The sequence below is a fragment of the Microvirga soli genome (assembly GCF_016734765.1).
GTDB lineage: Bacteria > Pseudomonadota > Alphaproteobacteria > Rhizobiales > Beijerinckiaceae > Microvirga > Microvirga soli.
The window spans coordinates 45,126-69,169 of record NZ_JAERQE010000029.1 but is presented as its reverse complement, the minus strand read 5'-3'; the positions used below and the strand labels follow the sequence as shown (position 1 = coordinate 69,169).

At 60.9% G+C, this 24,044-nt stretch carries 23 protein-coding genes and 4 pseudogenes; 9 read left to right on the top strand and 18 right to left on the bottom strand.

Annotated elements, in window-relative coordinates; genetic code table 11:
• Positions 1-120: 120 nt before the first annotated feature.
• Positions 121-618, bottom strand: coding sequence for a GNAT family N-acetyltransferase (locus tag JKL45_RS20535; protein WP_201863441.1), 498 nt, complete (start codon positions 616-618; stop codon positions 121-123).
• Between the two features lie 136 nt (positions 619-754).
• On the opposite strand from JKL45_RS20535, the gene JKL45_RS20530 reads away from it, so the two are divergent.
• Both JKL45_RS20530 and JKL45_RS20525 read left to right on the top strand, forming a co-directional pair.
• The gene (locus tag JKL45_RS20530) at positions 755-1,477 is read left to right on the top strand and encodes a Crp/Fnr family transcriptional regulator (RefSeq protein ID WP_201863440.1); all 723 of its coding nucleotides are present in this window, start codon (positions 755-757) and stop codon (positions 1,475-1,477) included.
• An 89-nt stretch (positions 1,478-1,566) separates the two neighbouring features.
• Complete coding sequence (locus JKL45_RS20525; RefSeq protein WP_201863439.1) at positions 1,567-1,827, top strand: DUF6894 family protein; 261 nt, start codon at positions 1,567-1,569, stop codon at positions 1,825-1,827.
• Between the two features lie 259 nt (positions 1,828-2,086).
• On the opposite strand, the gene JKL45_RS20520 is transcribed toward JKL45_RS20525, so the two are convergent.
• Complete coding sequence (locus JKL45_RS20520) at positions 2,087-2,347, bottom strand: response regulator (protein WP_201863438.1); 261 nt, start codon at positions 2,345-2,347, stop codon at positions 2,087-2,089.
• Between the two features lie 554 nt (positions 2,348-2,901).
• Positions 2,902-3,306, bottom strand: a complete 405-nt coding sequence (locus JKL45_RS20515; RefSeq protein ID WP_201863437.1) for a response regulator — start codon at positions 3,304-3,306, stop codon at positions 2,902-2,904.
• 360 nt (positions 3,307-3,666) lie between these two features.
• On the opposite strand from JKL45_RS20515, the gene JKL45_RS30845 reads away from it, so the two are divergent.
• Positions 3,667-3,927 (top strand): PilZ domain-containing protein, encoded by a 261-nt coding sequence (locus tag JKL45_RS30845; protein WP_376771055.1) that lies wholly within the window; start codon positions 3,667-3,669, stop codon positions 3,925-3,927.
• A gap of 403 nt (positions 3,928-4,330) precedes the next feature.
• Here JKL45_RS30845 and JKL45_RS20505 read toward each other — a convergent pair whose 3' ends face one another.
• Genes JKL45_RS20505 through JKL45_RS20485 form a run of 5 tightly spaced genes read right to left on the bottom strand, consistent with a single transcriptional unit; the run spans position 4,331 to position 6,845 of the window.
• Positions 4,331-4,990, bottom strand: a complete 660-nt coding sequence (locus tag JKL45_RS20505) for a glutathione S-transferase family protein (RefSeq protein WP_201863435.1) — start codon at positions 4,988-4,990, stop codon at positions 4,331-4,333.
• Complete coding sequence (locus tag JKL45_RS20500; RefSeq protein WP_201863434.1) at positions 4,987-5,505, bottom strand: SRPBCC family protein; 519 nt, start codon at positions 5,503-5,505, stop codon at positions 4,987-4,989. The genes JKL45_RS20505 and JKL45_RS20500 overlap by 4 nt, the downstream gene beginning before the upstream one ends.
• Positions 5,489-5,842 carry an ArsR/SmtB family transcription factor gene (locus JKL45_RS20495; RefSeq protein WP_201863433.1) on the bottom strand — a complete coding sequence of 118 codons (354 nt, stop codon included), beginning with the start codon at positions 5,840-5,842 and terminating at the stop codon, positions 5,489-5,491. Before JKL45_RS20495 ends, JKL45_RS20500 begins: the two co-directional genes overlap by 17 nt.
• Complete coding sequence (locus JKL45_RS20490) at positions 5,827-6,084, bottom strand: hypothetical protein (protein ID WP_201863432.1); 258 nt, start codon at positions 6,082-6,084, stop codon at positions 5,827-5,829. The genes JKL45_RS20495 and JKL45_RS20490 overlap by 16 nt, the downstream gene beginning before the upstream one ends.
• Before the next feature lie 17 nt (positions 6,085-6,101).
• On the bottom strand, positions 6,102-6,845 hold the full coding sequence (locus JKL45_RS20485) for a DUF899 domain-containing protein (protein ID WP_201863431.1): 744 nt from the start codon (positions 6,843-6,845) through the stop codon (positions 6,102-6,104).
• Between the two features lie 212 nt (positions 6,846-7,057).
• Between JKL45_RS20485 and JKL45_RS20480 the strand changes: the two genes are divergently transcribed.
• Entirely contained in the window at positions 7,058-8,023 is a 966-nt protein-coding gene (locus JKL45_RS20480) for an IS5 family transposase (protein WP_201863430.1), read from the top strand.
• Between the two features lie 50 nt (positions 8,024-8,073).
• On the opposite strand, the pseudogene JKL45_RS20475 reads toward JKL45_RS20480, so the two are convergent.
• Both JKL45_RS20475 and JKL45_RS20470 read right to left on the bottom strand, forming a co-directional pair.
• Positions 8,074-8,924 (bottom strand): annotated as a pseudogene (locus tag JKL45_RS20475) (IS110 family RNA-guided transposase); the annotation flags it as partial.
• A 225-nt stretch (positions 8,925-9,149) separates the two neighbouring features.
• On the bottom strand, positions 9,150-9,644 hold the full coding sequence (locus JKL45_RS20470; RefSeq protein ID WP_201863429.1) for a MarR family winged helix-turn-helix transcriptional regulator: 495 nt from the start codon (positions 9,642-9,644) through the stop codon (positions 9,150-9,152).
• 57 nt (positions 9,645-9,701) lie between these two features.
• Between JKL45_RS20470 and JKL45_RS20465 the strand changes: the two genes are divergently transcribed.
• From JKL45_RS20465 to JKL45_RS20455, 3 genes are all read left to right on the top strand, one after another.
• Positions 9,702-10,121, top strand: coding sequence for a cupin domain-containing protein (locus JKL45_RS20465; RefSeq protein ID WP_201863428.1), 420 nt, complete (start codon positions 9,702-9,704; stop codon positions 10,119-10,121).
• 68 nt (positions 10,122-10,189) lie between these two features.
• Positions 10,190-10,645, top strand: a complete 456-nt coding sequence (locus tag JKL45_RS20460) for a cupin domain-containing protein (protein WP_201863427.1) — start codon at positions 10,190-10,192, stop codon at positions 10,643-10,645.
• A gap of 680 nt (positions 10,646-11,325) precedes the next feature.
• On the top strand, positions 11,326-12,915 hold the full coding sequence (locus JKL45_RS20455) for an ABC transporter substrate-binding protein (RefSeq protein WP_201863426.1): 1,590 nt from the start codon (positions 11,326-11,328) through the stop codon (positions 12,913-12,915).
• A gap of 107 nt (positions 12,916-13,022) precedes the next feature.
• On the opposite strand, the gene JKL45_RS20450 is transcribed toward JKL45_RS20455, so the two are convergent.
• The 6 genes from JKL45_RS20450 to JKL45_RS20425 all read right to left on the bottom strand — a co-directional run bounded on the left by JKL45_RS20450 (position 13,023) and on the right by JKL45_RS20425 (position 20,386).
• Positions 13,023-14,768: a gamma-glutamyltransferase family protein gene (locus tag JKL45_RS20450; protein ID WP_201863425.1), complete on the bottom strand. Its 1,746-nt coding sequence runs from the start codon at positions 14,766-14,768 to the stop codon at positions 13,023-13,025.
• Positions 14,769-14,938: 170 nt separating this feature from the next.
• Positions 14,939-15,952, bottom strand: a complete 1,014-nt coding sequence (locus tag JKL45_RS20445; protein WP_201863424.1) for an ABC transporter ATP-binding protein — start codon at positions 15,950-15,952, stop codon at positions 14,939-14,941.
• Entirely contained in the window at positions 15,945-16,925 is a 981-nt protein-coding gene (locus tag JKL45_RS20440; RefSeq protein WP_201863423.1) for an ABC transporter ATP-binding protein, read from the bottom strand. Before JKL45_RS20440 ends, JKL45_RS20445 begins: the two co-directional genes overlap by 8 nt.
• On the bottom strand, positions 16,922-17,743 hold the full coding sequence (locus tag JKL45_RS20435; RefSeq protein ID WP_201863422.1) for an ABC transporter permease: 822 nt from the start codon (positions 17,741-17,743) through the stop codon (positions 16,922-16,924). The genes JKL45_RS20440 and JKL45_RS20435 overlap by 4 nt, the downstream gene beginning before the upstream one ends.
• 9 nt (positions 17,744-17,752) lie before the next feature.
• Positions 17,753-18,688 carry an ABC transporter permease gene (locus tag JKL45_RS20430; protein ID WP_201863421.1) on the bottom strand — a complete coding sequence of 312 codons (936 nt, stop codon included), beginning with the start codon at positions 18,686-18,688 and terminating at the stop codon, positions 17,753-17,755.
• A 228-nt stretch (positions 18,689-18,916) separates the two neighbouring features.
• Positions 18,917-20,386, bottom strand: a complete 1,470-nt coding sequence (locus JKL45_RS20425; protein WP_281401787.1) for a M81 family metallopeptidase — start codon at positions 20,384-20,386, stop codon at positions 18,917-18,919.
• Positions 20,387-20,845: 459 nt separating this feature from the next.
• Between JKL45_RS20425 and JKL45_RS20420 the strand changes: the two are divergent.
• Positions 20,846-21,891, top strand: a pseudogene (locus JKL45_RS20420) (transposase).
• Positions 21,892-22,291: 400 nt separating this feature from the next.
• Here the strand turns inward: JKL45_RS20420 and JKL45_RS20415 are convergent.
• Positions 22,292-22,678, bottom strand: a pseudogene (locus JKL45_RS20415) (methyl-accepting chemotaxis protein); the annotation flags it as partial.
• Between the two features lie 70 nt (positions 22,679-22,748).
• On the opposite strand from JKL45_RS20415, the gene JKL45_RS20410 reads away from it, so the two are divergent.
• The gene (locus JKL45_RS20410) at positions 22,749-23,447 is read left to right on the top strand and encodes an IS6 family transposase (RefSeq protein ID WP_201863419.1); all 699 of its coding nucleotides are present in this window, start codon (positions 22,749-22,751) and stop codon (positions 23,445-23,447) included.
• Between the two features lie 58 nt (positions 23,448-23,505).
• On the opposite strand, the pseudogene JKL45_RS20405 reads toward JKL45_RS20410, so the two are convergent.
• A pseudogene (locus JKL45_RS20405) lies at positions 23,506-23,832 on the bottom strand (PhzF family protein); the annotation flags it as partial.
• Positions 23,833-24,044: the final 212 nt, after the last annotated feature.

Here is a 24,044-nt window from a genome sequence, read left to right as displayed (position 1 = left end):
TCCTGTTGCTGGTTGGATCCGGTCGATCGCCGCAACGGGCGTGACTCAAGCCGCCAGACAATTCTTCACGGACGACTCGGTAAACGAAGGAGGGAGCAGTATGAGGAACAATCTCTCCTCTCAGGTCGCGCCGAACCCCGGGTGGTATGTGACTTCGCCCTTGGGTGTGATTTCGGCAAAACTCAACCGCTGGAAATACGCCGGCGGCACATCGCTATACCAGAGTTCAGGATCGCTCACGAAGCCGAAGCGTCCGTAGTAGGCGGGTTCCCCAAGAACCACGCAACCTTGCGCATGCATTCCTCTGAGGCGGCTCAGTCCTGCGCTGATCAGAGCCTGTCCGATACCTTTCCTCTGCTGATCGGGCCAGACAGAGACTGGACCAAGGCCATACCAATTGGTCGCCTCGCTGTTGATCGTGATAGGCGAGAACGCAACATGACCGACAATCTCGCCGTCCTTGACCGCTACAAGCGAAAGGGCCAAGGCACCGGCATCCCTCAGCGCATCGACAATAGCGGCCTCGGTCTGACTGCTGTAGGGCACATCCCTAAATGCGGCAGTCGTCAGACTTCGAATGGTGTCGACGTCCTCAGGACCTTCCGGACGAACATGCATGGTAACTCTCTCCTTTCAAAATTGACTCCGGTAGGGCCGTGTATGGAACTCGTTACACCATGGCCCAGCTCTGCTCGTCATCCCACGGCATTTGGGCTAAGCTGATGGCCAACTCCAACGCTCCCAGGAAAAGTTTATGCCAGCCGCTGCTCTGATCCGGAAGCTTGAGCAGTTCGACCGCATCTCAGATGCGGAGCGCCAGCTCCTGGAGCAGGCCGCCGTCCGGCAAAGGGCCGTGGCCAAGGGTGAGGACCTGGTGCGGGAGGGAGACCGCCCATCGGAGAGCCTCTTCCTCATCACCGGCTTTGTTGCCCGCTACAACCTTCTGCGCACCGGTAAACGCCAGATCACAGCCCTGCACGTGCCCGGCGACTTCGTCGACCTCCACAGCTTCCTGGTGAAGAAGATGGATCACGGTGTCATGGCCATCACAGCCTGCACCGTGGGTGTGGTGCCTCACGACGCGCTGCGCCTCATCTCCGAGACCCAGCCTCACCTGACCCGCTTGCTGGGCCTGAACATTGCCGTTGATGCGGCCATCCATCGGCAGTGGATCGTCACTATCGGCCGCCAGTCCGCCCTGGAGCACACCGCTCACCTGTTCTGCGAGATGTTTCTCCGCCTCCAGGCGGTCGGGCTCACCGAAGATTACGGCTTCAAGTTCCCTCTGACCCAAGCCGAGCTGGGGGACACCCTTGGGCTCTCGACGGTTCACGTCAACCGAATCCTCCAGGAGCTGCGGGCAGAAGGCCTGATCACCTGGCGTGGGGAAACGGTGGTCATCACGGATTGGCCGCGCCTGCAACAAATCGCCGACTTCGACCCGACGTTCCTGAGCTTGGAGCAAGAGCCGCGCTAGCAGGAGCAACAATCTCGGCAGTTCCATGCTGAAGGCAGAACAAACCAATCCTCGTAGAGTTTGTAAGCATCAGATCATGGGAGAGAGCAGTGCCCTGGTTCTATTTCGACGTGCGGGAGGGGACGCGCTTCATCCCTGATGCAACAGGCCTGGAGCTCGAAAGCCTCGATGCTGCCGAACGGGAGGCCGCGAGCGCTGCGGCCGAGATCGGCCGGGATCGGCTGCCGAAGGGGGATGCCCGTGAGATTACGGTCGAGCTCATGAACGAGCATCGCCAGCGGGTGCTTACGGTAACAGTCACGATGGAGATCCAGCGGGTTGACCCGGAGCCGCCGCCCCCGGGCGCGTGAGAAAACAGTCCGCGAATTGCGCGTGACGAGACGTTATGGAATGTAGCGCCACGCAATTGTCCACTTCGGGCAGGTGGTGAAAATCGTTCACTGACAGCAGCGTCCGGTGTTCGTGTCCAAAGCGAATGTTCGGCCCACATCCGGAAAGCAGTGCTGAAATCGGCCCATTGGCGTGACTGAGTGGAGATCAGTTCATCACCCAGTTGTAGACGGTAGGGAATACCACCGGATGGGTAGCAAATGGCTCACTGACCAGGGATCACGCCTGGAAGCGACGCAGCTCCGAAGTTCCGATCGCCTTCCGGAGTTCGCAGCTAAGGCAAGCCGGCAGCACAGGCTTGGAGAGCGCGATCAGGTCGTGGGGGCGGCGGCGAACATCTTCCGGGATGACACCGCCCGTGTAAATCACGGCTGGAATGCCCCGTGCGCTCAGGGCCTCCAGGACGGGCGTAACCGAGCCGTCGGCGAGGTTCACATCCAGCACGGCAGCATCCCTGATGAGCTGACGCGCCTCGCGCACGCTGGAGGCTGTCCGACCGGCACTCCCTCTGCGTCAGTGAGCATCGCGCTGAGCGCCTCATCCTCTACCACGAGAACACGGTATCCAGCCAGCATCGCGCTTCATCCTTTTGACGCTGGCCAAAGAGTACACGCAAGTGGATGTTCGTTGTCGCGAGGATCCTGACGTACGATTTCATGGCTGCTGTCCCGGGCACCCCTGTGCCAGCGATCAGGGGTCGGGTGAACAAGGCTAGGAACCGCTTGGCCGCGCTGATGCGTCCTGTCGAGCGGTTCCTAAAGCTGGGCTGGCGCTGCACGCGCCTGACATCAGCGTGCGGGCGAACTGAATGACGGCCCGGCCACGTTGGTTCCGAGGTTGGACCCGTTCCTGCAGCCGGGCGTTCTCGGCTGCAAGCCGGTCATTCTCAGCCAACAGGATCGCTACCTTCTCCTCGGCAATTTTCAGCCGAGCCCGAGCATCATCCCGCTCCTGCTCCCGGATCTGTGCACGGTCGCGCCAGAGACGAGAAGCAACGGTTTCGTTGTGGTCGCTCCTGAACGGCTCCTCTTTGGTTAGGCAGCCCTAAGCATCTCGACCGGAGCGTTATCAACCGTTTCAGACAATGCCAAACCCTTCAATGTCTCAAGCACCATCATTGGGGCATGCGGCGGGACGAATACGGCGTCCACTGAGGGACAATCAGTCTCGAGGATCTCTTCGGACAACAGGACAACCGGCCTGTCCGGATTGTGCCGATGATACTCATCGGCGAGGAGCCATCCATCCACCAGCCCAGGAAGTCCTACTCTCGTCACCAGCCAACCAATTTGAGCCTGCAGCTGGCAGAGCGATAGGAGCCCTGCGTTGCCCGTGGAAGCCGCCAAGACCTGACAGCCGGCGGTATGAAGAATGTTCTCCAGCAGCTCGCGTGTGATGGGGTCATTCTCGACGACAAGAACCGTAGCTGAGGCAAGCATTTTGGGGCATCGCGCATTGTGTGGGAGACGTGCTGATGTTCTGCCGGTTTGGTTAACGCTTCGTTAAATTGCCTAGCGGCCGGAGCCAGTGCGCCAAGGCGACGCGCCCCAGATTTGCCGATTGTCCCGTTAGGCAAATCAGCTCACTCTCGCCCCAGCTGCCTGTCAACGACAGCTGTCGACGAGTCCCGGGGTCGGCACGGATGTACTGCCCTCCCGGGCTCCTCGTGGACCTGGCATAATCCGCCCTCGCGGGCGTCAAACAGCAGCGCCGCGCTCTGGAACCCCCACGCCTCGAGGGCAGCCTCACTCCAGCCCGGTCCCTTACAGGGTTCGTTCCGTCGAAACAGGGACTCTTGCATGAACCATGTAATGCCTGAGCGTCGATCGAGTGAACGGGTTCCCGCGGGCTTAGAGGGGTGGTTCGCAAGCGAAACCACCGGCAATCCGGTTGCCTGTACCGTGTGGGACCTGTCTGAGACGGGTGCGCGGCTGGTGATCCCCGCCCCAGCCGATGTCCCCTTGGAATTTCAATTAAGGATCCCGCACGAAGGAGCTGTCGCCAGGGTTCGTTTGGTGTGGACTGCTGGCAGCCAATACGGGGTGAAGTTTACCGATTGAAGATCGAACCCGACCAAGTCCGAGGTTGAGAGAGGTAGAGATCTCGGGCTTGGCCGGGAGTTCGGTTGGGCGACCGGTACCCTAAGATGGCGCAACCCCACTGAATCGTTGGTGAATGCTGATCAGCCTCTCCCACCGCGGACTCCTCAGGTTACCGTGACATCATCGGACCAACTCCTTGCCGCGTCATTCGGCGGACGATAATCGCTGTTTGATCACGCCTGCTGACCCACGCTTTGCTGACTGTCATCAGAAGCCGCCGCTAGCCGACGCATAGAAAGAGAGGCAGCGTTTCCACACTCTGAGCCTGAAAGCCGCCACTCCGCTTGCGGCCACGACCGCCTGTGCGGCTTAGCGCACTTGGGTACGGGGCTAGGCGTGGGATACGACGGCGTCGGCGCGGTCAGGCCGGCACCATCTCCGGCGCATTCTCCCGGAACGGCGCGAGCTGCGCCGCGAGCGCCCGGTGGAATGCCGGCCTCGCCTCGCCGCGCGCCAGGTAGGGCCCCAGCACGGGGTCGGAGGTGACGATGTCGGTGTGACGCAGGATCCTGAGTACCGTCACCATCAGCAGGTCAGCGGCGGTGAACCGGTTCTCCAGCCATTCGCGGCCGTCCAGCCGCCGGGCTAGAGACGAAAGCTTCATGCGGGTGAAGGCCTCCTGGCCCGGCCGCCGCGCCTTCGCCCACTCCTCCTTCGCGTGGAACAGGTCGAGATTGGCCAGGTTGGCGACATGCGGCTCGACCGAGTTCATGGCCGCGAACAGCCACTGCGCCACCTTGGCCCGGCCGACCGGATCACGTGGCGATAGCGCCTCGGATCTATCAGCGAGGTACTGGACGATGGCGGCGCTCTCGAACAGCACCAGACCGTCCTCCTCAATGACGGGAACCTGCCCCCAGGGCTGGATGCTCCGGTAGGCGGACGCGTCCTTGTCGTCCTGGCCGAGCAGCTTGGTACCGTAGGGAATGCCGGCCTCCTCCAGCGCCCAACGGACGCGAAGGTCGCGGACTAGGCCTTGGGCGAAGTCGGGCACCCACTTGAAGGCGTAGAGTGTGATCATGAGGCGTCTCCTTGAGATCTGGCCTCGACATAGGCCTGCTGGCGATCGAGCAGCCCGCTCCAGCCCGTGATATGGCTGTTGCGGCGCTCCGGGTTGGCGAAAGGCGTCTGATGGAAGGTTTGGATTGTCTGGCCATGGGCTTCGGCGAAGGTGATTGTCACGGAGGTCTCGATAGCTGCGGACGGTCCCCCATCCCAGACAAAACTGAAGACGATCCGGCGATCCCGATCGATCTCGCGGTAGACGCCGCTCTGCCAGTTTTCGCCTCCGGTCTCGGAGAGAAAGCAGGCCCGCCACGCGCCGCCCACGCGGAACTCATGGCTGAAGTGGGTGCAGCGGCAGCCCTTCGGTGCCCACCAGTGGGTTCGGTGGGACGCGTCCTCCCACATGCGGAACACCAGCGCGACCGGGGCGTCGAACGCGCGCACGATCAGCAGTTCGTCGTCGCGCAAGGGCATTCCCGGGTCGCTGCGGCGCTCGGCCGCGCCGCTCCGGGTGTCAGTTCTCGCGTCCATCGGGGTCTCCTTTTGTGATCGTCGCGAGGTAGGCCTCCATCTTGTCGAAGCTACCCTCCCAGAAGCGGCGGTAGGAGGCGAGCCAGCCGTCCAGGTCTTTGAGCGGTCCGGCCTCGAGCCGACACGGCCGCCACTGGGCCTCCCGACCCCGCGAGATTAGGCCCGCCGCCTGCAGCACCTTAAGGTGCCGCGACACCGCGGGCAGGCTGATGTCGAACGGCTCGGCCAACTCGTTCACGGTGGCCGCCCCGCGCGCGAGCCGGGCCAGGATCGCCCGTCGTGTGGGATCCGCGAGGGCCGATAACGTCGTGCTCAGAGGGTCTAGCGCTGGCTGCATTCGCTCTCCTCCTCGACCCTGCGGTCGTTGATCGCCCGGCGACCGCCCAGCCGCTTCAGCCACGGCGTGACGTGGAAGGTGCACATGAGCAGGTACATCACGACCATTGCGTCCAGCGGACAACCACTCCCGGGCCCGCTGAGCGCATCTGTCGGCCCACTCGCGGCTACACCGCTTACCAGCGCCATAGCCGCAAAGGTCGGCGCCGCGTCGAGGTTCAACCGCTCCGCGGTCTCGGGCATGGAGGTTCCGTTCATGCTTAGGCGCCCGCGCTAGCGGTCCGGAACGCCGCCTCACCGACCTCAGACACCGCGACCCATCTGGGATCCGGGGCGCTGTCCGGTGCGTAGCTGTCATGCCAGTTCCACCACTTATAAGTCGGCGTCTGTGGGTATCCTTCCGGCGAGTCCTCCCAAGCCTCCTGGCGGCCGAGCGCCGTCAGGTCGAGGTAAGTCCAAAGGGTACCCATCGCCTCGTCGCCGCGATTGTTGATGAAGTAGGTGCGCACCACGCGCTCGCCGTCACGGAAGAACACGTTGTGCCCGTGCCATTCGTCGACGCCGAAATCGGCATCAAAGCTGTCGGTCAAAGTGTACCAGGGCATGCTCCAGCCCATCCTCGCCTTCAACCGCGTAATATCCGGCTGCGGCGCCCGCGAGACGTAGGCCAGAGTCGTGTCGCGGGCATTCAGGTGAGCGAGGTGGCCTACCTGGTCCGCGCCTAGCGAGCAACCGCGGCAGGCATGATCGGGCCAGCCGTGCACCCCGGGCTCGAAGAAGGCTCGATAGACGATGAGCTGTCGCCGGCCTTCGAACATGTCCAGCAGGCTGACTGTGCCGGATGGTCCTTCAAAGGTGTAGTCTCGCTCGACCGCCATCCAGGGCATCCGCCGCCGTTCGGAAGCAAGCGCGTCGCGGGCGCGGGTATGAGTCTTCTCCTTCACCAGAAGCTCGAGGCGTGCAGCCTCCCATTCCTGTGGCGAGACAATCGGAGGGGATTTCATCGCAATGGCTCCTTTCACGCAGCCTGTGCCAGTATTCGCTTTATTTAACAAGTACGTTAAATACAAGCTTGGACGAGAGTCAACCCCTGGCGCCTTGCGCTCGCTGTCCGCGTGAAATCCTGAAGTCACGCGCGTTGTTGCACGAATAGGCGAGTTGGTAACCAGAACCGGGCGACATAGGAGGACTGCGCGCCTCCTGTCGGACATCTGCCGTGCCGTTCAAAGCCAATGCCGCTCGCCGGCACCGTATTCCCAAGCAGCGGTACCGGGTGACGAACTGGGCCGAGTACGACGCCGTCCTGCGTCAGCGGGGAAGCCTGACGGTCTGGTTCTCTGCGGAAGCCATTGCCGCTTGGCGGGCCGAGCCTCGCACCACACGCGGTGGTCAAGCCCACTATTCGGCTTTGGCGATCCAGACGGCGTTGACACTGCGAGCCGTGTTTCGGTTGGCGCTGCGTCAGACCAAGGGGCTAATCGGCTCGGTCCTTCAGCTTCTCGGTCCGGATCTGGCGGTGCCGGATCACTCGACACTGAGTCGGCGTGCCGAAACCCTGGAAGTACCGCGACCAAATCAGCACGCCGAACCTGTGCACCTCCTGGTCGACAGCACAGGCCTACAGCTCTGTGGTCCTGGTGAGTGGCTGATCGAGAAACACGGCACCCGGAGACGCCGGACCTGGCGTAAGCTCCACATGGCCGTCGATGCTGAGACTGGACAGATCCTCGCTACCGAGCTGACGGGTAGCGAGGTCGATGATGGCTCGCAGGTCGAGCCGTTGCTGGACCAGATCCCCAGTCCACTCGCCTCCTTCGTGGGCGATGGAGCCTACGATCAGGCCGGCGTCTATGCCGCTGTCGCCAAGCGCTATCCCAACGCTGCGGTCATCGTGCCACCGCGATCAACTGCCGTACTGAGCGAGATGGCGAGCAGAGCTCCCACGCAGCGCGATCGGCATCTCCAAAGCATCGCGGAGCATGGACGCATGGGGTGGCAGAAGAGGTCCGGGTACACGCGTCGAGCCCCGGTGGAGGCCGCCATAAGCCGGCTTAAACGGGTGAATGGAACCGCCTTACGCTCGCGGACGAAACACCGCCGCGCCACTGAGGTCGCCATTGCAGTTCATGCCCTGAACCGCACGCTTGAGCTTGGATGCCCGAAGTCCATCCGCATCGCTTAAGCAAAGGCTTGGGGTGGGCTCAGTACGTCCACCAACCGATCTGTGCAACACAGCCTTCTCAGGTGCTTGTTACCGCGTTTGGAGATCTTGCCCAGGATGGTGCGGTCGCCGGTCGATCCCTGCCTGGGCACCAGCCCGAGCCAAGCGCCGAAGTCCCGCCCCTGCTTGAACCCGGCTCCGGTGCCAATCGCCGCCACGACGGCGGACGAGATGATCGGTCCGACCCCGGCACGCTCATGAGGCGTTGGCAGTGCTCGTCCTGGGTGGCGAGCGCCTCGATCTCGACCGAGACATGGCCAATGCGCTCATCCAGCCGGTGCCATTCCTCCATCAGGTCAGAGATGAGGTGCACCAGCCGAGGTGAGATCGCGTCGGAGGACGAACCCAGAATACCGGGCAGCGCCTGCCGCAACGGCGCAAGCCCCTGGCGCACGGTGATGCCGCGCTCAAGCAGGAAGCCGCGGATCTGGTTGGTCACGCCGGTGCGCTGGCTGACCAGGCGCGAGCGCACCCGATGCAGAGCCAAAAAGTCCATCTGCTCGGGCGTCTTGATGGCCACGAACGACATGGTAGGCCGCTGCACCGCCTCCGCGATGGCTTCAGCATCGCGATAGTCGTTCTTGTGCCCCTTCAGAAACGGCTTCACGTACTGGGCCGGGATCAGGCGCACGTCATGGCCGAGCGCCTGGAGCTGGCGGCCGATGTGGTGGGCCCCGGCGCAGGCTTCCATGCCGATCAGGCAGGGTGGAATGTTGGCCAGGCGCTGGGTGAGCTGGGGCCGGGAGAGCTTGATCCGCCGCACGATGGCGCCGCGCTCATCCTGACCGACAAGGTGGAAGCTGTTCTTGCCCAGATCGATGCCCAGGGTGGTGATCGCAGCAGAGGCAGAAGACCGTGACATGGGACGTGCTCCTTGCGTGGCTCGAAGCCCCACAGCTTACAGGCAAGCGGGAAAGGAGCACGGCCGGACCATCCCATTAGGAGACGTTCACCCCAACAAGACCTGCATTGGTGCCGATGTAGCGCCCGTGATCAGCCGAGCGGTTACGGGCAGCACCTGGATCACGTGCATGCGATCCATGCAGGCAAGGTCGCACCTTTAGCTAAATATGTCTCCTCCACCTTCCTACTGCCTCGTGCTGCCTTCTTCCTGAGCCTTGCCAGCAAGCTGTCTGAGGACGTCCAGGAACACGTCGAACCGCTCCTGACCAATCTCCTGCGCCCACTCTCTCTGCAGGCGCCGTAGGCAGGCAAAGATCGCCTCCGCAATCTGCCAGCCTCGAGCCGTCAGGTAGACGAGGCGTCGGTCGGCATCAGCGTTCTCACCAGCGCGCCGCTCCACATACCCGAGCCCTTCAAGCTGCCCGAGGAGATAGTTGATCGCCTGCCGGGACATCTTCTTGTGCCGTGCCAGCTCAGAGGGCCTGACACCATCGGGTAGCGGATAGGAGAAGACCGCAAAGTGAGCGTCCTGGAACTCAGGAAAGCCCGCCTCGTGGATGGCTTGGAGCATCTGGTGGCGCACGTGCTGCCACGTGAGCCGCATGAGCGCCCCGAAGGATGGATCAGGCAGTTCCCTGGCCCGTGCAGCGAGAACCTTAGTCTTCTTGTGTGTTGACATATATGTAAAGCTACTTTACGAAAATTGTAAAGCCACTTTACGATAGGGAGAGGGACAATGGAAGTGGGTCAGCAGGATGTCGTGCGCATTGGCGAGTTGGAGCTGTGCTTTCGCGTCTCTGAAGCCGGCGCTACCGTCTTCGAGTTCTTCGTCCCCTCTCGGGCTCGGGTGCCGGCCCCTCACTACCACCAGGAAGCAGACGAGATCCTGTATGGGATCGAGGGCACGCTGACGGTCACGGTCGACGGCAAGACTCAGGAGCTCGCAGGGGGTGATGTCATCTTCATCCCGCGTGGCAGCGTGCACCATCACGAGAACCTGCATGAGGACGCCTCGCGCACTCTCGTCGTGATCACACCAGGAAGCATTGGGCGCGATTACTTCGAGGAGTTGGCGGAGGTGATCAACGTTCCCGGCAAGCCGGATCTGGCCAAAGCTCGCGAGATCATGCTGCGTCACGGCCTCGTGCCTGCCTAACCTCCCACTCCAAGTCCTACGCTTCGCGACCGGCCGTCGAGAGCCAAGCCACAGAGGAACGTGCCGCCATGTCCGCCGCTCAGACTGACACCTATTATCTCGCAGGCATCCTGCTGCGCTTCCTCGTCCGTGACCCTGGCGCTGGATACTGCCTCGTCGAGGCGCTCGTTGCACCTGGAGCCGGGCTGCCTAACCGGCATCCTGCCGATGATGAAGCGTTCTACGTCCTCGAAGGCACGTTCGAGTTCGGCGTCGGATCCGAAACGCGCACCGCAAAGCGCGGGGACTTTGTCAGGGTTCCAAACGGTGAGGTCCACACGTTCAGGAACATTGGGCAGGAGCCCGGGCGACTGCTGGTCATGAATTCGCCCGGCACGCTTCACGTCAACTTCTTCTCGCAAGCAGGTGAACCGATGCCTTCCGGGACTTGGGAGCTGCCCTCTCCATCTGGCCCGACGGATGTGGCACGCCTCCTCGAGGTTGGGCGGCAGAACGGGATGGAGTTCATCCTGGCCCAGCCCTGATAACAGAAGAAGCCAAGATAATTGGGTTTGACTAACTCTACCTACCTTGGTTTCCCTTGAACGCCATACCACGCAAGAACTGAAGTTCCGCAGTGGGCCAGGTAATGAACTTCGTTCACCAACAAGAATGTCCGGTGTACCTGCCTTGGGCCGACATTCACCTTGCTTCCGAGAAGTGCCATTACCGGTCGTCCACCAGCGTCATACACGCTCACGCTGCAGTCCTAGGTTGATTGTGTACGGACTAGGTCAGAGTTTATCATCTCGACGCGGTCTTCTCGGATTAAGTCGGCAACACCTTCCAAGCCGGCTTCTCCATGACTTAGGTCTGCATCAGCGCCTGAGTCGGCTCCACTGCGCATCTGACACTTCTCTCAGGTGTAACCTTTTTCAGCCCTTCGGAGCCATTCTCAAGTAGCCCAATCTCAAAGAGTTGCACCCCAGCTGACACCTTTTGGCTCTATCCTTTTCCTGAGTTCCACTGGCAGGAGCTACAGCTTGACAGTCTGGTTGAGGGCCTTACGGTTCGATGGATGATCCGAGGTTTAGGATCTGACAGTTGTCAAAGAGACACAAGGGGAGCGCTTCGGTGCTAACGGCCGTGACAACTGGTGTGCTGTCATTCTGCGAGCGAAGATCCCTGTTGCGCTTGCGGCTTTAGAAATCTGGGAGGATTTGATTTGCTCGCGAAACTAGCTATCTCAACTGCACTTGCTCTGGCAGTCAGCACTCACGCTTACGCTGAAACACCACGCAACGGTGGCACAATCCGCTTCTCGGCACCCTATGGTTCAAGCTTTTCAAGCCTTGACATTCACACATCGCACCGCGCTCAGGACGAGATCTATGCCAAGGCGATTCATCGCTCGCTCTACAATTGGGATGCCAGCAACAACCAGCCGGTTCTCGAACTCGCCAAATCGGTCGATATCTCCGAGGATGGACTGACCTACACCTACAAGCTGCGGGATGACGCCTACTTCCACCACGGCCGGAAGATGACCGCAGACGATATCATCTGGTCGTTCACGCGCATCATGGATGGCGCCAAGGCATATCCAGGGGCGCGCTTCGTCCGCATCATCAAGGGAGCCGTCGAGGTCGAGAAGGGACAAACCAAGGAAATTTCAGGTCTCAAGAAGATCGACGACCACACCTTGCAGATAACTCTCACGGAGCGGGTCGATCCCGGCTTTTATCTCAGGACGGCGGCAACATCCATCTATCCTGCCGATGAGGCGGCCAAGGAATCCTTCGTGATCAAGCCGATCGGACTTGGACCTTTCAAGTTCGTCGAGCATGTACCGGGATCCCGGTTTGTTGCAGAACGCTGGGAGAAGTTCTACAAGCCGAGCAAGCCTTATGCCGACAAAATCGTGATCTCGACCATGGGTGAGGCATCCGCACGCGACGTTGCTTTCCGCAACAAGGAAATCGACGTCTCGATCCTCGGGCCGGCGCAATATGTCGCCTATCAGGCCGATCCGGAGCTCTCGAAAGGCATTCTCGAGGTACCGGAGGTCTATACCCGGATTATGGGCATGAATCCCGATTTCAAGCCCTTTACCGATAAGCGCGTTCGACAGGCGATCAACCACGCCATTGACGCAGATCTCATCATCAAACGTCTCAACAAGAATAAGGCCTACCGGGCCACAAGTTGGCTTCCCCTGTCGTCACCAGCCTATGACAAATCCTTGAAGCCGTATGCGTATGATCCGGAGAAAGCCAAGAAGCTGCTTGCTGACGCCGGCTACTCCGGCGGCTTCGAGTTCGAGTGGACGGCGACGCCAAACGAGAGCTGGGGAGTCCCCATTGTCGAGGCTGTCATTCCGATGCTCGAGAAGGTCGGGATCAAGGCGAAGATCAAGCCTGTGGAAGGATCCGTTCTTGCCGGCATCGTCAGCAAGGGCGAGTATCAGGCCTACATCTGGTCGAATACGTCTGGCCCCGATCCGCTTGGGTCGCTGAAGTGCTTCCACTCGGCTACTCCCCAGTCGGCCTGTAATTACACCGCGTTCAAGAACGCAGAAGTCGACAAGTTGCTGGACCAGGCGGGAGACGAGCGCGATCCAGGCAAGAGGATCGAGTACCTGAAGAAAGCAAATACGATTATTCAGGAAGAGGCTCCGATGTGGTTCTTCAACTACAACAAGGCCGTCATGGCTTATCAGCCTTGGCTCAAAGGCTTGCAGCCGAACTCAACGGAGCTTGCGTTCCAGAACTATGAGGATCTGTGGGTGGACGAAACCTCACCCGCTGCCAAATAACGGCGGCAGTCCAGCACGGTTGAACTGACTTTCGTCCCGGCATCTTCCAGAGGTGCCGGGATGATTTTCTTGGGGACAGCGCATGACTGAGCAGGTGGGCCGGTCAGTTACCATCCCACCGCATAGGAGGCTCGCCTAGGGTCCGCGGCTCCAGCATGAACTCCGGTAGATACATCTGTCAACGCAGCGCAGACTGCTCCCGCGAGCCATGTCCAGTCCGGCCAGGAATGAACATCGTGCCCCTTGCCCCGCAGATCGCTTCCGACCGTGGTGGAAAAACGCCCCTCGAGAGCCAACCGGGCCGGGAAGTAATCGTGCGGATCAAACGAGTTCGGAAAACTGTATGTGGCAAAGCGCGGTGCCTCGACGGCAACCTGGAGATCGTGCCCGAAGATTACGCGGTTGAGGAAGACCTGCAGCATGGCCTGGCACTGCACGTCACCGCCCGGTGTTCCGAACGGCATGATCCACTCACCTGCCTTGATCGCAAGAGCCGGATTGCAGGTGAGGCGCGGGCGTCGACCGGGGTTGATATACCCGGAGTGGGCCGGATCCGTGTATCCTTGAGAGCCGCGCGAGGAAGGGCACAGCCCGGTGCCGGGCACCATGACGGAATCATAGGATGTATCGCTGGGTGTCGCGGCAAATGCGTTGCCATGACGATCCACGACACAGACGAACGACGTATCACCTGGGGGTCCCGGCTGTCCGGATGCGGCAGCCAAATCAGGCAAATTTGCACCGGAGCCTGACGGGACCGGCAGGCCGGGAGCGGCGCGGTCGGGGTCGATCATCGAACGCCGAGCCATTCGGTTTTCGTCCGAGAGTAGCATCTCGAGAGGCACTTGGATCGCCTTTGGATCCCCGTAATAGCGCTCTCGGTCCGCAAAGGACAGCTTGAGCGCCTCCACCACAGTATGGATGTACTGCGGGGAATTGTGCTCAAGCCGACGAAGATCACTCGGATCAAGCAGGCCAAGTGCCTGCAAGAGCACCGGCCCCTGCGTCCACGGTCCGCAGACATGCAGATCGACGCCCGCAAAGGAGCGCATGACGGCAGGCTCGACTGGAGCAGTGAACTCCTCCAAATCGTTGGCCTGCAGCCAGCCTCCCTCCTGCCGGAAAAAACGATCTATCGCAGCCGCGATATCACCCCGGTAGAATGCTGCATGCGCGGCCTCCAATCCCGCATCGCGACCGCGCGATGAAGCTGAGCGCTCTTCATCGGCGAGATACTGAAGCGTTCTTGCGAGGTCTCGCTGGACGAAAATCTCCCCTGTCCGGGGAGGACGCCCCTGCGGCAAGAAGACGGACGCATTCGACGGCCAGCGCATGTAGTCTTTCTCATGAAGGGCAATCATATCGGCGAGCAATGGGTACATCGGGAAACCGTTGCCGGCGAACTTAATGGCCGCAGATGCAACTTCTCCGAAGCTCATGGTTCCGAAGCGCCGCAGAGCCGTGATCCAGGCTGACGGCGCTCCGGGAACGATGCTGCGGAGGATCCCGTGCGGGATTCTGCCGCCGTACTCGCGTCGAAACACCTGCACATCCGTGCGCCGAGGCCATGGCCCCAGTCCTGCTATCGTGTGAACCGATGCAGTGTTGCTGTCATACAGGATGATCGGCGCGACACCGGCAAAGTTGACCAGATCGCACTGAACCACAGCCAGAACAATGCCAGCAGCCACCCCAGCATCCACAGCATTGCCGCCGGCTTCGAGAACTGCAAACGCGGCATGTGAGGCTGCATAATGCCCGGACACGGCCATATGCCGGGTACCCAGCAACGTTGGACGGTGAGCGCCTGTGGACCCGAGACTGAGACCTGGATTGGGAGGCTGAGCATTCATGAAGGCACTCGTTGAAATGGCTGCGCGCAGAGCTTGCAGCGTAAAACTGTTTCCATTTTGATGGAAACAGCCCTCTTCTATTCCTCGTCGCTTTATTAATGGCGAACCGGATCCTCTTCGTCGCAACATGCTCCAAGATTAGTCCTGCGGCTCCGGAAGTGATCTGCCGCTCAGCCTATGGCTGTTGCCAATCCGTCCGGGATGGCAATCTCGTCGACTCTCCGGCACCGGACGTGGTGCTCCCCTCCCCGATTTTCGAGCGCTGGCGCTGGGGGCGTCCGGCAGATGTCCCGCGCTTCCGGGCATCGGGGGTGAAATCCGCAGCCTGTCGGCGGACTGAGCGGGTTCGGGATCTCGCCGGTGATCTTGGTGCCGCTGCTTCGTTTGAACGGATCGGGAATCGCCGCGATGAGCGCCCGTGTGTAGGGATGCCCGGGCTGCGTGAAAATCGTGTTCCATGGGCCGCTCTCGACGATGCGGCCGAGATACATAACGGCGACCCGGTCGCTCATGTGCTCGACCACACCGAGATCGTGGCTGATCATGATGTATGAGAGATCGAGCGTCTCCTTGAGTTCGAGAAGCAGGTTGATGATCTGGGCTCGGATGGAGACATCCAGTGCAGAAACCGGCTCATCCAGAACGACGATCTTCGGCTCGAGGATCAGGGCGCGCGCAATTCCGATCCGCTGTCGCTGTCCGCCGGAAAACTCATGCGGATAGCGCTCTGCAGCCTCTGGCCGCAGGCCGACGCGCGCCAGCATGTCGCCGATCCTCCCGTCGATCTCGCTCTTTGCTGTCATGCCGTGCAGGCGCAGAGGAGTCTCGAGCGTCTTCCGCACCGTCTGACGCGGGTTGAGCGAGGAATATGGGTCCTGGAACACCATCTGCGTGATCCGCGCCCTTGTCTTCCGGTCCCTCCCAGCCGTGCCGACCTCGTGCCCATCAATAACCACACGGCCACGTGTCGGCGCCTGCAGGCCCAGGATGGAGAGTGCCAAAGTCGACTTGCCGCAGCCCGACTCGCCGACGAGACCAAGGCATTCGCCTCGCTTCAATTCCAGGTCTACCCCGTCCACCGCATGCACGAACCGCCGCAATCCTCCGAGGAGCCCTCGCCCAATCGGAAAATGAACCGCGAGGTTTTCGACTTTCAGGATCGTGTCGCTGGAAGTATCAGTCATGATAATGGCACCGTACGAGACCGCTGTCGGGCAGCGACGTCACAACAGGATCTTCGGCTCGACAGAGGTCGGTCGCGGCATGGCAGCGGGGGTTGAACCTGCAGCCGGTTGGAAAAGCCACGACAGGGGGCACCACGCCTTCGATCTCCTTAAGCTTTTTGCGGCCAAACTTGGAGCGGGCTCCTAGGAGCGGGAGCGCGGCGAGGAGCCCCTGCGTATAGGGATGCCTCGGAGCTAGAAAGATGTTATCGGCGGCGCGCTGCTCGACCAGGCGACCGGCATACATAACTCCGACGTTCTGGCACATGTTGGCAATAAGCCCGAGATCGTGGCTGATCATGAGAACCGCGGTCCCCTGCGCTGCGGAAAGCTCCCGGATCAGGTCGAGGATCTCGGCCTGGACCGTCACGTCGAGCGCCGTCGTCGGCTCGTCAGCCAATAGAAGATCGGGCCCGCAAGCCAGCGCCATGGCGATCATGACACGCTGCCGCATGCCGCCCGAGAGCTGATGCGGGTAATCTTTCACGCGCCGCTCCGGTGCGGGCACCCGCACCCTTGCGAGGGCTTCCACCGCCTGGCGCTCTGCCTCCCTCCAGTTCGCACCCTTGTGAAGCGCGAACATCTCGGCAATCTGTCGCCCGACCGGCGACAGCGGATTGAGGGCCGTCATCGGCTCCTGAAAGATCATCGAGATCCGGCTGCCCCGCAGCTTGCGTATGCCGTCCGGCGACAGATCCCGCAGCTCCTGCCCATCGAAACGGATGCTGCCGCCTCCAATGCTGAGGGGATTTCTCAGCAGACCGATCAGGGCAAGAGCGGTGATGCTCTTCCCGCATCCGGACTCACCTACCAGACCGAACGTCTCTCCGCGCCTGATACTGAACGAGACATCCTGCACCGCCGGATACCTCCGGCCGTTGACGGACAGATCGATTCGGAGATCCTCGACCTCAAGAAGCGCTTGTCCTGTCATGCCCGTCGGCTCCGCGACTGAGGATCGAGAATGTCGCGAAGGCCGTCGCCGAGCAGGTTCAAGCCAAGAACCGTGACGAAGATTGCAACGCCGGGGAAGATCGAAATCCAGGGCGCCGTGGTGATCTGATCCCGCGCATCGGACAGCATGCTGCCCCAGCTTGGGAACGGCGGGCGGATGCCGAGACCAAGAAAGGAGAGAGCAGCCTCGGCAAGAACCGCACCGCCCATGCCGAGGGTGCCGATAACGATGATGGGGCCGAGCATATTGGGCAGAAGCTGCGTCAGCATGATGCGCACGTCGCTGTAGCCCAGGACCTTCGCCGCCTGGACGTATCCCTGGCTCTTAAGCGACAGGGTCGAGGCGCGGGCAAGGCGGCAGGTGAAAGACCAGTTGGTGAGGCCGAGCGCAATCAGCAGACTGCTCAGTCCCGGATTGAGGATCGCCATGATCGCGAGGGCAAAGACGAGAGAGGGAATGGCCAGCATCATGTTGGTCAAGCCACTCACGAAATCATCCCACCAACCGCCCCAATATCCGGCGGACACACCGAGGCAGACTCCGATCACTGTGTTGATGAGCTGCGAAATGATCCCGACGGTGAGCGAAATCCGCGCCCCGTAGAGCACCCGGCTGTAGATATCGCGTCCCTGCGCGTCCGTGCCAAACCAGAACGCGGCTCCCGGCGGCTCCTCCGCATAGAGCAGGTCCGCATCCATGACCGGATCGGTATGAGCAAGCCAGGGCGCAAGGGTTCCTGCGATCACCACGGCTGCAAAGAGAAGTCCTCCGATCAGGAGATTGGCTCCGATCTTCATATCGTCCCCTCAGGTGTACTTGATGCGCGGGTCGATAATCGCGCAGACGACATCGACGAGGGTGTTGATCAGGAGAAAGAAGAGGACGATCACCAGGATTGCCCCCTGCACGACAGGGATGTCCCTCAATGTGACGCTGTCAACGAGCAGGGATCCCAGTCCTGGCCAGGCGAAGAGTTTCTCGACGACGACGGCCTGCCCGATGACGGTGCCGAATTGCAAGCCGATGGTGGTGAGCACGATGACAAGAGCGTTCCGCGTCAGGTGCCATTGCACCACGCGAGCCTCGCTCATTCCCTTGGCTCGGGCGGTTCGTACGAAATCAGCATCCATAATTTCGAGCACCGTGGCCCGTGTCGTGCGCGCCAGAAGCGCCATTGGTGCAACGCCGAGGGCAATTGACGGCAGGATCAGGTAGCGTATGCCGCCGTCCCCGTAGCCAAAGCTTGGCAGCCAGCCGAGCACAAGGGCAAAGATGTACATTAGCATCAGGCCGAGCCAGAATTTTGGGAGCGACAGACCCGACACGGCGCTGATCATTGAAATCGTATCGATCCAGCTTCCCTGTCGCAGAGCGGCGATAAAACCGAGCGGGACACCGAAGACGATGGCAAACAGCATGGAAGCGAGGGCAAGCTGCGCGGTCGGCCACATTCGGTCCGCCAAGACCGTCGTGACCGGTTGGCGCGTCCGGAACGAGGTTCCGAGATCGAGTGTCGCAAGCTGGCCTACATACTTGCCGAATCGGATGTAAACAGGATCGTCCAGCCCAAACTCTTTGTTAATTCGAGCCGCAACTTCGGCGTCCATGACGCTGCGGCCGTCGTCGTTCATGCTCGATACGAAAGTGCCTGGAATCACGCTGAACATCAGAAAGATGACGGCGGCAATAGACAGGACAATCGGAACCATTTGCAGCAGGCGCCGCAGGACGAAAGAAATCATTCAAGACTCCAACCTGGCGCTCGCAACACAGGGTTCGCGAACATCAGGACTTGCGGTGCATCCTGAGGCTTGGCCCAGTTGCCATATAGCAATCATCTCAACCACACCCGATAGAACCGTTCTGCGAGACAATATCCACTATTGGCAACACAATAATTTCTCCGATCGAGGAGGTTGATGCGCTTGCTAAGGAAAATCCCCATTCCGCTCATATTCTTAATCAGACAATTAAATTGCATCTAGAGGCCAAATCGGGCGTCTGATCTTGCGATAAGGCCGTTCCTTGAAGTTCCTCGTTGATAGAGCTCCCGTATCGACCTCAATAACCTCTCGGGCAATCGGCTCAAACGCAGCCCGGAAGTGTTGCATCGACTTCACGATCAGAGTGGACTTTCGCGTCGGGTCGATACCTAGTGACGTGAACTGTCCGAGATCATTGGCCTGCCCGTTGTGGCTGATCACGATAATCTCGACTCCGCCAACACGCAGGAGAAGGCTCAGGCCGTAATTGCGCCGCGCTCCGCCGCCCATAGGTCCATAGGCGATGAAGCTGCCATCAGTAATGGCCGCAACATGGCCTGTGACCTCAATCGGTCCGCCACCCATAGTCGGATCGGTTTTGCCACCGAGCAACAATGTCACGCGATTGCCCACACCTGCAGCCTGTGCCTGTAGAACAGCTTCGGGATCGTGGATGGCATGAAAGCCAGCGTTCTGCAGATTGGCATCAAGTACGGCCTTGAGCAGATTGGTGGCGTCTCCATAGGCTCCCGATCCCGGATTGTCGGAATAGTCGGAAATGACGAGAGGCTCGCCCGCACCGGTGTCGGCTTTCGCCTTTGCAATGGCCTCGTCCAGCGGCGTGAAATGAATGGACGAGAACGTCCGCTGCTCCCACACATAGTCCATGAGTTGTTCGGCAATGGCCTGCGCCGCAGGCAGGTCATTGGCCGTCACGGCGATGGAAGGGCCGATGTCATGGACGTCGGCAGACGAGAAACCGGCCTGAATGCTGACCACGAGAGCCTGCCCGGCGGCTTCGATCTCATCACCGCGGCGCAGCAGCTCCATCATGGGCGGCGAGGTCGTGCGACCTCCGTCCAGGGCGTACAGGATCGGCCGCCGGGCCAGTGCCACCTTCGGTGTCACCTCTCCTGTCATTACCCTTTCCAGGAGTTCGGCAGCCTGCCACGTGCGCTCGTACTGATCAATGTGAGGATAAGTCCGGTAAGAAATAAGCGCAGTGGAATTGTCGGCCATGCGCTGCGTGACGGTCGCATGCAGGTCGAGAACCGCGACAATCGGGACGCGGGCGCCGGCCCGTGAGCGGATGCGGGCCAGCAACTCGCCCTCCCCATCATCATGGCTCTGCGTGGACATGGACCCATGGAGGTGAAGCAGGATCCCGTCGACGTCATCACAGGCATCAAGGATGAGCTTCGTGATCGTTTCGAAACAGTCATCGGTGACGCGACCGGACGGATTGGCAGAAGCGGCGATGGGATGAACGAGCTTCCATCGTAACTTTTCGGCGGCTTCGAACACGGCACCGATCGACGTACGCGTTCCTCGAAAGGCGGGGATGATGTCTTCATCCTGATAGTAGCTGCAGTTCCTAAATGCGCTCTCATCGGTTAGCTGAACACTGAACGTGTTCGTCTCGTGCATAAACTCTGCGACAAGAACGCATTTCACCATTTTCTCTATTCCCCCTCATATCTTAGGGCCGCAGGAGCGCTGGCTCGCCGACACCCGATCGATATGTCATGTCCCTCAAGCCTCTAAGGGCGCAGTTTACTGATGTTGGCAAAGGCTGGAATATTCTTCAACCCGGAACTTTAGGACGAGCCATCCTTCCGCGGGTTGTCTTAGCATCGAAGATAGATACGGTCTGTCTGCTCTCCGGGAAGGCCTTCGTGAGGCATCGGAGGTTTCCGCCGTCGTGACCGGAAGGAAAAGAGGTCATGGAGGCTCAGAGCAAGCAAACAGAATAACCATCCATTGCTAGCCTGCAAAGGCCCGACCACTGGGAGCTTTCCCGTTTCTCGCCTCATTCCCGAGGCGACCTCATGAGCAGTGCCTCTAGGGCCGCCATGGGTCCAGGCTGTGTGGAAACGCCTTTATCTGCTAAGCTGGTGCTGATCAGCGGAGGGCAGCATGAAGCGTTTCGTTGAAGGGGAAGACCGCCGGCAGGCCACCCTGCTTCCTGAGTGCCTGGACGACTATGTGGCGCCCGACAATCCTGTGCGCACTGTCGAAGCTTTTGTCGAGGAGCTCGACCTGCACGCTCTGGGGTTCGACGGCGTTCTCCCGCACGCCACAGGCCGCCCGGCCTATCATCCGGCGGCCCTGCTCAAGATCTACATCTACGGCTATCTCAATCGCCTCCCGTCGAGCCGCCGCCTCGAGCAGGAGACCGGCCGCAACCTCGAGCTGATGTGGCTCACCGGTCAGCTCCAGCCGGATCACAAGATCATCGCCCGCTTCCGCAAGGACAACGGACCGGCCATCCGGGCGGTGTGCCGGCAGTTCGTCGGGCTGTGCCGCCAGCTCAACCTGTTCACCCGGGCGGTGGTGGCCCTCGACGGCTCCAAGTTCAAGGCCGTCAACACCGGCGACAGGCTGTCATGGGCACGCCGGACTTGGAGGCTTTGGCTGACAGGGGCTACTACAAGGGCGAGGATATCCTGGCCTGCGAGAGAGCTGCGATCACGCCCTATGTGCCCAAGACCCTCAACTCGAGCGCCAAGGCTGACGGACGCTTCGGCAAGCAGGACTTTGTCTATCATCCCGAGGATGACACCTATCGCTGTCCCGCTGGAGAGCGCCTGACGCGACGATGCTCCACCATCGAGCATGGGATGCTGCTGCATCTCTACTGGACCACCTGCTGCCAAACCTGTGCGCTCAAAGATCAGTGTACGCCCGGCAAGGAGCGCCGGGTCAGACGCTGGGAGCATGAGGATGTGCTCGATGCGATGCAGGAGCGGCTCGATCGGGCACCGGAGATGCCGCGTCTGCGCCGGCAGACGGTGGAGCATCCGTTCGGGACGATCAAGGCCTGGATGGGCGCCACGCACTTCCTGACTCGAACCTTGGAGCGGGTGCGCACCGAGATGAGCCTGCACGTGCTCGCCTACAACCTGAAGCGGGTTCTGGCGATCCTCGGGCCGGGACCGCTGCTGGCAGCAATTCAATCCTGATGAAAGGCCTCAGAGGCGCCCAAGCCGCTCACGATGGCTTGGACACCAGCGAGAATAACATCCAGCCGTGTCGAAGAGCCAAACGGCCGTTGGCTCTCGTGCTCCAGCCGATCAGAGGACCACAGGGGTGATCTCACTCGGTCACGAGCCGCGTTTTGACACGACCTCCGTCAGGATCCGATGATCCGTGCCTTCACATAAACGTCCGGTTTCTCCGCTTGAGGAGATATTCGCCTTACTTCCGCGTGGTGCCAGAAGGCGGCAATTTTTGCGACGGACAGCTACATCTGAAGAAAAGGGCCGCTGTTTCCAGCGGCCCTCCCCTGGAGATTATTCTGCAAGCTGAATCGGTGAGCATGCGTGGGGCTAGCTCTCCATCTTGCGTTACTTTCCCCAATCGTTAAGCGGCTTTGACGCCTGTGAGGAAGTCCTGGACCTCGCGGGAGAGATCGTTGGAGTGGCGCGACAGCTCCTGGGCCGCCCCCAGCACCTGAGAGGCCGCCGAGGTGGTCTCCCCCGCGCCCTGCTGTACGTCCACGATGCTGCCGGTCACGGCCTCCGTGCCGCGCGCCGCCTCCTGCACGTTGCGGGCGATCTCGGCGGTCGCCGCCCCCTGCTCCTCCATGGCGGCCGCAATCGACGTGGAGATCTGGCTCATCTCGGTGATCGTGCGGGCGATCTCCTGAATGGCCGCCACCGTCTGCTGCGTGGCCTGCTGCTGCACCGAGCCGATCTGGGCTGAGATCTCCTCGGTCGCCTTGGCCGTCCGCGAGGCCAGCTCCTTCACTGGATGCGTCGCAAACGTTTTGTTTCAGAGTTTCTGCTATAGCCACCTCGGCTTCAAGGAAGAGGGCGGCATGTTCAAGGGCAGGCATTTTGATCGCTCGGTGATCCTGCTCTGCGTGCGGTGGTATCTCGCCTACAATCTCAGCCTTCGGAATTTGGAAGAGATGATGGCCGAGCGGGGCATCTCCGTCGACCATGCCACGGTACATCGCTGGGTTGTTCGTTACTCTCCCGAGCTGCTGCAGCGGTTCAATCAGCGCAAGCGACCTGTAACGGGCAAATGGCATGTCGATGAGACATACATCAAGGTCCGCGGCCAATGGCGGTTTCTGTACCGTGCCATCGACAGCCATGGCGACACGGTCGAGTTCTGGTTCAGCGAGCGGCGCAATCTGACTGCGGCCCAACGCTTCCTACACAAGGCTCTGAGACGGCATGGCCGACCTGGGCGGATTGTGATCGACGGCAGTCAGACCAATCGTGAAGCGATCCTGGCCCGCGATACGGACCACCGGCTCCAGGATCGATCAAGACTCCAGTTGAAGCCGATCCGGATCCGGCAGAGCCAATATCTCAATAATCGCATCGAACAGGATCATCGCGCCGTCAAGCGGCGCATTCGTCCCATGCTCGGGTTCAAGTCGGTGGCGTCCGCTCGGACGATCTTGAGCGGCATTGAGATGGTTCACATGATGCGGAAAGGACAGGCGAAGTATGCATGCAATCCGCACCCTTCACTGGCAGAGCAGTTCGATCTGCTTGCGGCCTGAACCTGTGACGGGGCGTCGGACGTCTTCGTGTCCCTGATCGAAATTTGCGACGCAACCCAGCGATCTCGACGAGGCCAGCCTTCTGCTCGAACCGCAGCACACCGTCGCGGTCGCGGCCATGGCGTGCCAGCACATAAGCCGTGCCGACATTGGGATGGCCGGCAAAGGGCATCTCGGCCGTGCGATGGAAGATACGCACACGAGCGTCATTGGCCGGATCCTCGGCTGGTAGAACGAACGTTGTCTCGCTGTAGTTCATCTCCGCCGCCAGCGCCTGCATCTGCGTGTCGGAAAGCCCACGCGCATCGGTGAAGATAGCCAGCGGATTGCCACCGAAGGCGCGGTCGGTAAAGACGTCTACAGTCTCGTACGGAAAGCGGGGCACAGCAGGCTCCGAAGGAGGATTGGACTCGGCCATTTCCTATCAGCGGAACCGACTGAGAACAAATGCAGTGATGGAATGCCACTGATCACCTTTGCTGATTGTCGAAGCTGGCCTGATCAGCGTCCTGTCTTCGGTGTTGCGACCCCTAGAGCCACTGGAAGTTCGCCCCGAAAGTCTGCAAAGTCGTCGGGACATGCTGCCGGATATGCCCT

Excerpts from the sequence above, each read along its gene's own strand:
- JKL45_RS20500 (WP_201863434.1), bottom strand. The coding sequence starts at position 5,505 with ATGGACGCGAGAACTGACACCCGGAGCGGCGCGGCCGAGCGCCGCAGC.
- JKL45_RS20485 (WP_201863431.1), bottom strand. The coding sequence starts at position 6,845 with ATGAAATCCCCTCCGATTGTCTCGCCACAGGAATGGGAGGCTGCACGC.
- JKL45_RS20465 (WP_201863428.1), top strand. The coding sequence starts at position 9,702 with ATGGAAGTGGGTCAGCAGGATGTCGTGCGCATTGGCGAGTTGGAGCTG.
- JKL45_RS30845 (WP_376771055.1), top strand. The coding sequence starts at position 3,667 with ATGAACCATGTAATGCCTGAGCGTCGATCGAGTGAACGGGTTCCCGCG.
- JKL45_RS20425 (WP_281401787.1), bottom strand. The coding sequence starts at position 20,386 with ATGGTGAAATGCGTTCTTGTCGCAGAGTTTATGCACGAGACGAACACG.
- JKL45_RS20530 (WP_201863440.1), top strand. The coding sequence starts at position 755 with ATGCCAGCCGCTGCTCTGATCCGGAAGCTTGAGCAGTTCGACCGCATC.
- JKL45_RS20450 (WP_201863425.1), bottom strand. The coding sequence starts at position 14,768 with ATGAATGCTCAGCCTCCCAATCCAGGTCTCAGTCTCGGGTCCACAGGC.
- JKL45_RS20440 (WP_201863423.1), bottom strand. The coding sequence starts at position 16,925 with ATGACAGGACAAGCGCTTCTTGAGGTCGAGGATCTCCGAATCGATCTG.
- JKL45_RS20435 (WP_201863422.1), bottom strand. The coding sequence starts at position 17,743 with ATGAAGATCGGAGCCAATCTCCTGATCGGAGGACTTCTCTTTGCAGCC.
- JKL45_RS20470 (WP_201863429.1), bottom strand. The coding sequence starts at position 9,644 with ATGTCAACACACAAGAAGACTAAGGTTCTCGCTGCACGGGCCAGGGAA.
- JKL45_RS20445 (WP_201863424.1), bottom strand. The coding sequence starts at position 15,952 with ATGACTGATACTTCCAGCGACACGATCCTGAAAGTCGAAAACCTCGCG.
- JKL45_RS20515 (WP_201863437.1), bottom strand. The coding sequence starts at position 3,306 with ATGCTTGCCTCAGCTACGGTTCTTGTCGTCGAGAATGACCCCATCACA.
- JKL45_RS20410 (WP_201863419.1), top strand. The coding sequence starts at position 22,749 with ATGTTCAAGGGCAGGCATTTTGATCGCTCGGTGATCCTGCTCTGCGTG.
- JKL45_RS20460 (WP_201863427.1), top strand. The coding sequence starts at position 10,190 with ATGTCCGCCGCTCAGACTGACACCTATTATCTCGCAGGCATCCTGCTG.
- JKL45_RS20535 (WP_201863441.1), bottom strand. The coding sequence starts at position 618 with ATGCATGTTCGTCCGGAAGGTCCTGAGGACGTCGACACCATTCGAAGT.
- JKL45_RS20430 (WP_201863421.1), bottom strand. The coding sequence starts at position 18,688 with ATGATTTCTTTCGTCCTGCGGCGCCTGCTGCAAATGGTTCCGATTGTC.
- JKL45_RS20495 (WP_201863433.1), bottom strand. The coding sequence starts at position 5,842 with ATGCAGCCAGCGCTAGACCCTCTGAGCACGACGTTATCGGCCCTCGCG.
- JKL45_RS20505 (WP_201863435.1), bottom strand. The coding sequence starts at position 4,990 with ATGATCACACTCTACGCCTTCAAGTGGGTGCCCGACTTCGCCCAAGGC.
- JKL45_RS20490 (WP_201863432.1), bottom strand. The coding sequence starts at position 6,084 with ATGCCCGAGACCGCGGAGCGGTTGAACCTCGACGCGGCGCCGACCTTT.